The following is a 6967-nucleotide window of genomic DNA, read 5'->3' on the forward strand; positions in this document are numbered from 1 at the left end:
CCCCGATCACATCGCCAACACCAACCCGAATACGTCACCACGGCAAATCGAGGCACACCCGTAGCGCGGCGTAACGATTGAGCGAGAGCAACGAGCGAAAGAGGCACCCGCAGCGGCGGCCCGGCGCGAAGGCGGCGCCAGCCGCCCCGATGGCACCACCGAACCAAACGCGCCCTCGAATCACAAAACACCACCGCCACCCCCCGCGCCCCCATCGGCAACGCTCTCACGTTGCTTCGCGGGTGCGCTCCGCTTACGCCGCGCTACGGTATGCGCCAACATTACACCAACGCATAAACCACCCCGACCACAACGCCAACATCAACCCTAATACGTCACCACGGCAAATCGAGGCACCCCCGTAGCGCGGCGTAACGAGTCTCTGTCTGGAACGATGTGGACTATCAAGAACGCAAGAGCATATTCAACGATATCGCTTTGCCCTGGTGCCTAGCGGCCAGTGTGGCATCGTCTGTGACTAATGTGGCTTGGGTAACGGTGGCAGATGCAGAAATGATGCTGTCAGGTAATTTCATCAGCGTATGACGACGTGTATTGATCGTCTCCTGTTTGACTAGATGGTTGAGTTCGACGCGTGTCAGATTGGCTAATAAAGCTGAAATAGCCTGCTCTTCTTGCAAGGGTAGCCCCGGGAATCCCAACAGTTCGAGCTCAGTGATCACGGAATAAGCGTAATGAGCAGGCGGGAGGCATAGCTGTCGCTTGATCGCGTTAATAAAAACATTCGTGTCGAGCAGATAATCACCACTCATCCCGCATGCTCCGTTGATACTCGAGCCCTTCCTGCGCTGTCAGCGTGGGCGCTTTTACAGACGAGAAATCAAGACCGGATGACGCCTCGGGCTCGCTCGGCGCTGATGTGCTGTTTTCGTACAGCACCACGATCCGGGCATGCCTGTTTCTCAGCTCTGCGTATTCGTCTGGAATTTTAACCATACCGTCTTGAATATCTGTTTCGAATTCAATCGCCTGCATACTCTTCTCCTCAAGCGCTGCTGATGAGCAACCCGGTACTCCAATATTTTTTCTATACCCTCTACATTTGACACGCTTTTGCTCAAAAATTCGAGTCGCTCGGTGACTCGCGACGACCCTATTGAAGGGACATACTTTTGCAGCATCCCATGCCCATAAAAAAACCCCGCAAGCATGGCTTGCGGGGTGGGTGCGGTTGGCGGGTGCCAAACGGCGTACTTAGCCGAGCAGGTGCTCGACGGCAGCGCGCTCTTCGCGCAGTTCTTTTTCCGTGGCCTGCATCTTCTCTTTGCTGAACGCATCGAGTTCGAAACCTTGTACGATTTCGTACTTGCCACCCTGGCAGCGCACCGGGTAGGAGTAGATGATGCCTTCGGCGATGCCGTAGCTGCCGTCGGAGGGGATGGCCATGCTGACGATACCGTCGCAGCCCAGCGCCCAATCACGCATGTGGTCGATGGCGGAAGACGCAGCGGAGGCGGCAGACGAGGCGCCGCGCGCCTTGATGATGGCGGCACCGCGCTGCTGTACGGTCGGGATGAAGTCGTTTTCGTACCAGTCGCGCTCGACCAGATCGAAAGCGGCTTTGCCGTCTACCTTGCACTGGGCCAGGTCCGGGTACTGGGTGGCACTGTGGTTGCCCCAGATGATCATGTTTTCGACGTCGGTGACGTGCTTGCCGGTCTTCTGTGCCAGCTGCGTCAGGGCGCGGTTGTGGTCCAGACGGGTCATGGCGGTGAACTGGCCAGCGTCCAGGTCCGGCGCGTTGCAGGAGGCGATCAGCGCGTTGGTGTTGGCCGGGTTGCCGACGACCAGCACTTTCACATCACGGCTGGCGTGGTCGTTCAGCGCTTTACCTTGTACGGAGAAGATAGCGGCGTTGGCTTCCAGCAGGTCTTTACGCTCCATGCCGGGGCCACGCGGACGAGCACCTACCAGCAGAGCGAAGTCGGCATCCTTGAACGCCACGTTGGGGTCGTCGGTGGCGACGATATCTTGCACCAGCGGGAACGCACAGTCGTTCACTTCCATGACTACGCCGTTGAGCGCATCCATGGCCTGAGGAATTTCGAGAAGCTGGAGAATGACAGGCTGATCCGGCCCCAGCATGTCGCCAGCGGCAATGCGGAAAATAAGAGAGTAGCTGATCTGGCCGGCACCGCCGGTAATCGCAATACGTACTGGATCTTTCATCATTGCTCCTTGATGGTTCGCCTAGTGAAGGTTCGCCCGGTAAAGATTCGCGCACCGATGTTATGCCCACACGCTCAAAAACTCAATCAGACTTGAGACTACTACCCATTCGCACGGCGGCCTGGTACTCGCTGACCGGCAGCACTTGCGCTATGGTGTCTCGGGTTGCGAGCCCCTCTTTATTTGGAACAGTGACTCCCCATGCGAAGAATCCCCCCCTCTTATGCCCTGGCTAGCCTGCTGGTGCTGGCCCTGGTGGTATGGCTTGCCCTGGGCGACTTTCAGCGTTTTCAGTCGACGCCTGCCGAAAACCACGACACCCACGGCGAATCTCTGACTCGGGTAGAGGTATCGACCCAACCCAGCACGCTCTACATTCCTCAGGTGGTGGTTCAAGGCCAGCTGGCGGCGGCGCGCGAGGCGGTGTTACGCGCCAATGTGGCAGGGCTGGTGGCGGAAATACCCGCCTCTCAGGGCGAACACGTTCAGCCGGGCGAGACGCTGCTGGTACTGGAAAGTGAAGCCCTGCCGGAGCGCCTGCAGCAGGCACGCGACGAGCTGGCCCTGGCGCAGGCGGAGTACGCAGGGGCCCAGAACCTGCGTCGTCGAGAGCTGATCTCCCAGCCTGAGCTGCTGCGCTTGCAAAGCGCTCTCAGCGCCAGCGCGGCCCAGCTGGCTCAACTGGAGAAGCAGCTACGCGATACTCGCCCCAGCGCTCCGTTCGAAGGCGTGCTGGACCGAGTACAGGTGGAAATGGGTGACTTGTTGCAACCCGGAGAAGAGTGGGCTCGCCTGGTCGATGACCGTCACCTGAAAGGAGAGGCCTGGGTGTCCCAGCAGCAGGTCGGCGCTCTGAGTGAAGGGCTGCCGGTGGCGGCCCGCCTGTTGAATGGCGGCGAGCTGACCGGCGAAGTGAGCTATATCAGCCGCCGCGCCGATGAGGCGACCCGGACGTTTTACGTGGAAGTCCTCCTCGACAACCCCGAGCGCCAGCGGCTGGCAGGCGGCAGCGCCGAGCTGACCATCACCCTGCCCCCTCGCGCCGTGCATACGCTTTCGCCTGCGCTGTTCAACCTGGATGAGCGGGGCCAGTTGGCCATTCGGCATCTGGACGCCGAAAACCGCGTGGTGCAGTCTGCCGTGGAGCTGGTCAGTGCCGACACCCAGCGCGCCTATGTCAGCGGCCTACCCGACCCGGTCACGCTGATTACACTGGGGGCTGGACTTGTGAGTCCCGGCGAGGAAGTGACTCCCGTGCCTGCCCAGGAAGGTGGAAATGCGCTCACTCATTAATGCGGCGCTGACCCATACGCGCACCACCCTGCTGCTACTGGTCGGGCTGCTGCTGGCTGGGCTCACGGCCTGGCAGGTGATCCCCAAGGAAGCCAACCCGGACGTCACCATCCCGATCATTTATGTCTCGCTCTCGCTGGAGGGGGTCAGCCCGGAAGATGGTGAACGGCTGCTGATTCGTCCGATGGAACAGGAGCTGCGGGGCATTGCCGGGCTGCGCAAGTTCACGGCGCAGTCCAGCGAGGGGCATGGCTCCGTCACGCTGGAGTTCGCCCCGGGCTTCGATCCGGACACGGCGCTTTCCGACGTGCGGGAACGGGTAGACATTGCGCGTAGCAGTCTGCCCACCGAAGCCGACGAACCGAGGGTCATGGAGGTCAACGTCTCGGAGTTTCCGGTCTTGAGCATCGGCCTTTCAGGGGAGCTGGACACCCGCGAGCGCATCGCCATCGCCCGCCGCCTGAAGGAGGAGATCGAAGGCATTGCCGACGTACTGGAGGTGGACATTGCCGGTGACCGTGAAGACCTGCTGGAAATCGTCGTGGACCCGCTGGTGCTGGAGAGTTACGGGGTCGATTTCGATGCCTTGTTCAACCAGGTCTCGCGCAACAATCGGCTGGTGGCCGCCGGCAGCCTGGATACTGGCGCAGGCAGGCTGGCGCTGAAGGTGCCCGGCATCATCGCGGCGCTGGAAGACGTGATGAACATGCCCGTGAAAGTAGAGGGCGAGCAAGTGGTCACGTTCGGTGACGTGGCCTGGATTCACCCCACCTACAAAGAGCCCGAAGGCTTTGCCCGTATCGACGGCCAGCCTGCCGTGGTGCTGGAAATCTCCAAACGCGCCGGGGCCAACATTATCGCCACCATCGACGCCGTGCGGGACCGCTTTGCGGAGGCGCAGCCGCTGTTGCCGGAGCAGCTACGGGTGACCACGATCATGGACGAGTCGGTCACCGTGCAGAACATGCTCTCCGAGCTGCTCAACAACGTACTGACCGCCGTGGTGCTGGTGCTGATCGTGGTGGTCGCCGTGATGGGCTGGCGTATGGCACTGCTGGTCGGGCTGACCATTCCGGGGGCTTTCCTGAGCGGCATTCTGCTGGTCTGGGCCTTTGGCTTTACTCTCAACATCGTGGTGCTGTTTGCGCTGATTCTGGTGGCAGGCATGCTGGTGGACGGTGCCATCGTGGTCAGCGAGCTTGCCGACCGCCATCTGCACGAGGGGCAAACGGCTCATCAGGCGTGGCTGAACGCCGCGTCGCGGATGAGCTGGCCAGTGATTGCCTCCACGGCAACCACATTGGCGGTGTTTCTACCGCTGCTGTTCTGGCCCGGCGTCGTCGGTCAGTTCATGAAGTACCTGCCCGCGACGGTGATTCTGTGCCTGCTGGCCTCGCTGGTCATGGCGCTCATCTTCCTGCCCATGCTTGGGCGGCTGTTTACCCGTACCGCCAAGGCCAGCGGTGCAGGCACTGGCCCTCTGGATGAAAGCACTGCGATGGGCCGAGGCTACCGCCATTTGCTGAGCCGATTGCTACGCTACCCCGGCTGGGTGCTGGCCTTCGCCCTGCTGCTGATCGCGCTGCTGTATACCGGCTATGCGCGGTTCAACCACGGCGTGGATTTTTTCCCCAACGTCGAACCCGATAGCGCCCAAGTGCTGGTGCGCGCCCGGGGCGATTTTTCCGCGCAGGAAAGCGACGCCATTTTGCGCCGCGTGGAGCAGCGTCTGGGCGGCCTGAGCGAAGTAGAAGCCCTCTACGCACGCTCTTTTGCGGTGCCCGACCAGCAGATGGGCAGCGACGTGGTCGGCATGCTGCAGTTCCAGTTCATTGACTGGTATCAGCGCCGTCCGGCGCGCACCATTCTGGCGGACATGGCCGAGCGCACGGCAGATATTCCGGGGATCACTCTGGAGTTCCGCGAGCAGGAAATGGGCCCCGGCGGCGGCAAACCCATCGTACTGGAAGTCAGCGCCACGGACCCGGACATTGCCGATGCGGGGGTCGATCAACTCACCCGGTTGATGCGCGAGCTGGGCGGCTTCGTGGATATTCAGGACAACCGCAGCCTGCCAGGGGTGGAGTGGCAGATCACCGTGGACCGTGAGGCCGCCGCCCGCATGGGCACCGATATCACCACCATTGGCAGCGCGGTACAACTGCTCACCACCGGCCTGCAGGTGGCCAGCTACCGCCCGCCCACGGTGAGTGACGAGGTCGATATTCGCGTACGCCTTCCGGAACACTGGCGCACGCTGGACCAACTGGAGCGGCTCACTATCAACACTTCCCGTGGGCAGGTGCCGATTTCTCATTTCGTGGAAATCGCTCCGGCGCCCAAGGTGGGGACGCTGAACCGCATCGATGGCCGCCGCGCCATTACTCTGGAGGCAGACCTGGCGCCCGGCTACCTGGCCGATGAGCGCCTGAGAGCCCTGCTGGCCGCTGGCCAAGGCCAACTGCCGGATGGCCTGATGGTCAATGTGGCTGGCGAGCAGGAGGATCAGCAGGAGTCGATGCAGTTTCTGATCAGCGCCTTCCTGATTGCGGTGGGCCTGATGGCGCTGATTCTGGTGACTCAGTTCAATAGCTACTACCAGGCCGCGCTGGTGTTGTCCGCCATCGTGTTCTCCACGGCGGGCGTACTCATGGGCCTGCTGATCACCGGCCAGGCCTTTGGCATCGTCATGGTAGGCATGGGGGTGATCGCGCTGGCGGGCATCGTGGTCAACAATAATATCGTCCTGATCGACACTTACAACGAGCTGCGCCGCGACGGCATGCCACCTCCTCAGGCAGCCCTGGAAGCAGGCTGCCTGCGCCTGCGCCCCGTCCTGCTGACCGCCATCACCACCGTGCTGGGGCTGATGCCCATGGTACTGGGAGTCAACGTCAACCTCTTCGCCCCCGCGCTGGGGTTCAACGCCCCCTCCGCCCAGTGGTGGACACAAATGTCCAGCGCCATCGCCGGTGGGTTGACGTTCGCCACCTTCCTCACCCTGCTGCTCACCCCCTGCATGCTGGTGATCGGCGGCCGCTTACGGCGGGAGAAAGATCTCGGGTGAAACGCGCCCCACCCCGCTACGGGCAACCCCATTTGCATCGTTGCCGCCACACCCGTAGCGCGGCGTAAGCGGAGCGCACCCGCGAAGCAACGCGCAGAGCGTTGCCGATGAGGGCACGGCGGGTGGCGATGGCGTTTTGTGTTGCGAGGGCACGTTTGTGGTTCGGTGACGCTATCAGGGCGGCTGGCGCCGCCCTCCGCGGGTGCCTCTTTCGCTCGTTGCTCTCGCTCTTTCGTTACGCCGCGCTACGGGGGTGCCGCGATTTGCCGTGGTGACGTATTGGGGGTGGTGTGCCTCGATTTGCCGTGGTGACGGCTTGGGGTTGGTGTGGCTCGATTTACCGTGGTGACGTATTGGGTTGATATGGGCGACATACCGTAGCGCGGCGTAAGCGGAGCGCACCCGCGAAGCAACGCG

The 6967-nt window shown here is 62.0% G+C and carries 5 protein-coding genes; 2 read left to right on the forward strand and 3 right to left on the reverse strand.

Features of this window, described 5'->3' with window-relative positions; genetic code table 11:
- Nucleotides 1–404 precede the first annotated feature (404 nt).
- From CWI66_RS16925 to CWI66_RS16935, 3 genes are all read right to left on the reverse strand, one after another.
- Nucleotides 405–773: a hypothetical protein gene (locus tag CWI66_RS16925; RefSeq protein ID WP_081138237.1), complete on the reverse strand. Its 369-nt coding sequence runs from the start codon at nt 771–773 to the stop codon at nt 405–407.
- Entirely contained in the window at nt 763–996 is a 234-nt protein-coding gene (locus CWI66_RS16930; RefSeq protein WP_081138235.1) for a hypothetical protein, read from the reverse strand. Before CWI66_RS16930 ends, CWI66_RS16925 begins: the two co-directional genes overlap by 11 nt.
- 219 nt (nt 997–1215) lie before the next feature.
- Nucleotides 1216–2190, reverse strand: a complete 975-nt coding sequence (locus tag CWI66_RS16935) for a malate dehydrogenase (RefSeq protein WP_016913321.1) — start codon at nt 2188–2190, stop codon at nt 1216–1218.
- Nucleotides 2191–2391: 201 nt separating this feature from the next.
- Between CWI66_RS16935 and CWI66_RS16940 the strand changes: the two genes are divergently transcribed.
- Both CWI66_RS16940 and CWI66_RS16945 read left to right on the forward strand, forming a co-directional pair.
- Nucleotides 2392–3483: an efflux RND transporter periplasmic adaptor subunit gene (locus tag CWI66_RS16940; protein ID WP_100732316.1), complete on the forward strand. Its 1092-nt coding sequence runs from the start codon at nt 2392–2394 to the stop codon at nt 3481–3483.
- Entirely contained in the window at nt 3467–6550 is a 3084-nt protein-coding gene (locus CWI66_RS16945; RefSeq protein ID WP_100732317.1) for an efflux RND transporter permease subunit, read from the forward strand. The genes CWI66_RS16940 and CWI66_RS16945 overlap by 17 nt, the downstream gene beginning before the upstream one ends.
- Nucleotides 6551–6967: the final 417 nt, after the last annotated feature.

The sequence above is a fragment of the Halomonas sp. 141 genome (assembly GCF_002810305.1).
GTDB classification, from domain to species: Bacteria; Pseudomonadota; Gammaproteobacteria; order Pseudomonadales; family Halomonadaceae; genus Vreelandella; species Vreelandella stevensii.

Coding starts and splice junctions, on each gene's coding strand:
- CWI66_RS16925 (WP_081138237.1), bottom strand. CDS start 773: ATGAGTGGTGATTATCTGCTCGACACGAATGTTTTTATTAACGCGATC.
- CWI66_RS16930 (WP_081138235.1), bottom strand. CDS start 996: ATGCAGGCGATTGAATTCGAAACAGATATTCAAGACGGTATGGTTAAA.
- CWI66_RS16935 (WP_016913321.1), bottom strand. CDS start 2,190: ATGAAAGATCCAGTACGTATTGCGATTACCGGCGGTGCCGGCCAGATC.
- CWI66_RS16940 (WP_100732316.1), top strand. CDS start 2,392: ATGCGAAGAATCCCCCCCTCTTATGCCCTGGCTAGCCTGCTGGTGCTG.
- CWI66_RS16945 (WP_100732317.1), top strand. CDS start 3,467: ATGCGCTCACTCATTAATGCGGCGCTGACCCATACGCGCACCACCCTG.